This is a genomic window from Streptococcus parasanguinis (assembly GCF_001578955.1).
Classification (GTDB): domain Bacteria; phylum Bacillota; class Bacilli; order Lactobacillales; family Streptococcaceae; genus Streptococcus; species Streptococcus parasanguinis_U.
The window spans coordinates 509,928-512,594 of record NZ_KQ969690.1; the positions used below are offsets into that span (position 1 = coordinate 509,928).

Below are 2,667 nucleotides of genomic sequence, written 5' to 3' on the forward strand. Positions count from 1 at the left end.
ATCAGATGGAAGTTTTTCAATTTCATTTCCTTGAGAAGCAAAAAACAATGGATTTTGGAGCCAACAAACAGAAGAATGAATTGTTCTCAGCTTTTCTCCTTGGTCTTGGCTTTAGTTTTGGTTGGACGCCTTGTATTGGTCCGGTATTGGGATCAGTTCTTGCTTTAGCAGCATCAGATGGACAAGATGCTCTTATGGGAGCTGTTTATCTCCTAGTTTACACCTTGGGAATGGCCCTTCCGTTTTTACTGTTGGCCTTAGCATCTAGTCTGGTCCTACCTTACTTTAATCGTCTCAAACCCCATTTGTTGTTGCTGAAAAAAATCGGCGGAGCCATCATTATTCTGATGGGAATTCTCTTACTCTTGGGACAATTGAACAGTTTGTCATCTATCTTTTCATAAAAATATCGGAGGTTTAACGCATGATGAAAGGTATTAAATACGCTTGTTTCTCAGTACTTTCTCTAGCTTTGCTGTCAGCTTGTTCCATGGATCAAACCAGTGAGAGTAGTATGGGCAATCAGCCAACAATGAATACAACAACGAATAAGAATCCTTTGGTGGGAAAAGACGCCAGTGAGTTTGAGCTAAAGGATATGAAGGGTAAGACTGTCAAGCTCTCAGACTACAAAGGGAAGAAGGTTTATTTGAAATTTTGGGCAACCTGGTGTGGCCCTTGCCGGCAAAGTATGCCTGAATTAGATAAATTGGTCAAGGATTCGGATAGAGACTTTGAAATTCTAACCATTATGGCACCAGGACTCCAAGGTGAAAAAACAGAAGAAGAATTTGTTAAATGGTTTGACCAACAAGATTACAAGTCCGTACCGGTCTTGTACAATCCAGACGGTTCTGCATTCGCAGATTATCAGGTTCGCTCTATTCCTACAGAAGTCTTTATAGACAGTCATGGGAAAATTGGACATGTCCAATTAGGGGCTATTTCAAACGAAGATGCTAAGAAGATCATCAAAGACTTACAATAAAAAAATGAAGCAAGAAGCTTCATTTTTTCTAGTTTCTTAGTTGCTTGCACCAGAAGTGGCATCAGCATCTCCGTGCCCTCCATCACCATGTCCTCCAGCATCAGAAGCACCAGAAGTTGCATCTGCACTACCGTGTCCACCAGCAGGAGCAAATGGACCGCTTCCGCCAACTAGACGTTGTCCTGTTGTTTGCAGGTACCAGTCTAACCATGGTTTGAAGTTGAAGACAATCTCATTGATACCAGCATAAGAACCATCATCATAGTACATGGCTTGGTAGTTGTGGGTATTGATCACACCTTCAGGTGATCCTGGGACAATGGTCCGAACATATTCTTGGTTTCCATTGCGAAGGGTACCAATTACCCATTCTACGTTTTTCATACGTGCCGGTGGAAGGGATCCGTGAACTGTTGACATCCGGCTACCAGATTGAGATGGTACACGTTTGGCAAACATGGTATCTGGATCTTGATGGGCATTGTTGTAATAGAGGAATTGGTTGTTATCATCGGCATAGGTCAACTCAAATGGCATGGCCTTCAAGAACATATTAATTTGGTCAACGGTTAGGATACCGTGGTCTAGTTTCACATAAGTATCGCCAGAAACGGCCCCTGTGATTTCAGCTACTTTTTCTACCCAATCTGGATCGTCAGGATCGACTTCAGTAACAGTTGTAGCGATTGGATGATTACAATCCAAGTCTTCTGGTTCAATTGGTTTTGGTTTTTTCAATTTAGATACAACCTCAACGTATTTCATAAAATTATCCAAGCAGGTTTCAAGGAATTTGACGGTTCCCTCGTTGATGATATTGCCGTCTTCGTCAAAAGCTTCTTTCGCTTTTCCAAGAAGGAATTCATTTCCTGGAAGAGTATAAGCATTGACACCTGGGGCATCGAGGATCTTACGGAGGTGAACTTGCGCACGTGAAGTCCCTTGATCGTAGTAAGAAGCACCAACGATCATAACTGGTTTGTTTTCAAATGGATGCACCTCGAAAGAAAGCCATTCAAGAACAGACTTGAGGGAAGCAGAGATCGTATGGTTGTGCTCTGGAGTAGCAATGATGACACCATCTGCTCGAGTGATTTTGTTATATAAGAGACGTAATTGGAAACTTTCGTCCCATTTTTCATCTTGGTTGAACATTGGAACTTCATCGATTTCAAGAACTTCCAATTCAAATTTAATCTTAAATTGGCGGCGAATGAATTCCAAGAGTTTACGGTTATATGATTGATCGTAGTTTGATCCTACAAGTCCAACAAATTTCATTCTTTTCTGTCTCCTATCTTACAAGTTTTCCCAGTCAAATTCTTCAGCATCTTTGCGAAGCAATTCTTGGGCATTGCGCAATTTGTCTGTAATTTTCACAAACACACGGAAATCATTGAAGATGGCATCTAATTTTTGAATAACATCCAAATCCACCAAGTCTCCATTTTGATCAAAGGCTTGCAATGAATGAGAAAGCAAGAATTCATCTGGCAAGACATTCGCTTTGATTTCTGGAGCATTTAAGATTTGGCGAAGTTGGAGTTGGGCGCGTGAAGATCCCAACGTACCGTATGAAGCCCCAGTAATCATGACTGGTTTATTCAACAATGGGAAGACTCCGTATGAGAGCCAAGCGAGTGCACTCATCAAGACTGCTGGAATAGAGTGGTCGTATT

The 2,667-nt window shown here is 41.5% G+C and carries 4 protein-coding genes; 2 read left to right on the plus strand and 2 right to left on the minus strand.

What is annotated here, in order from left to right; genetic code table 11:
* A partial coding sequence (locus SPADD19_RS06380; RefSeq protein WP_241496505.1) for a cytochrome c biogenesis CcdA family protein occupies positions 1–404 on the plus strand: 404 nt, incomplete at its 5' end.
* A gap of 23 nt (positions 405–427) precedes the next feature.
* Positions 428–988 carry a TlpA family protein disulfide reductase gene (locus tag SPADD19_RS06385; protein WP_061455598.1) on the plus strand — a complete coding sequence of 187 codons (561 nt, stop codon included), beginning with the start codon at positions 428–430 and terminating at the stop codon, positions 986–988.
* 36 nt (positions 989–1,024) lie between these two features.
* Here SPADD19_RS06385 and SPADD19_RS06390 read toward each other — a convergent pair whose 3' ends face one another.
* Complete coding sequence (locus SPADD19_RS06390; RefSeq protein WP_049517896.1) at positions 1,025–2,269, minus strand: NAD(P)H-dependent oxidoreductase; 1,245 nt, start codon at positions 2,267–2,269, stop codon at positions 1,025–1,027.
* A gap of 18 nt (positions 2,270–2,287) precedes the next feature.
* On the minus strand, positions 2,288–2,667 hold a 380-nt coding region (locus SPADD19_RS06395; RefSeq protein WP_164905856.1), incomplete at its 5' end, for an NADPH-dependent FMN reductase.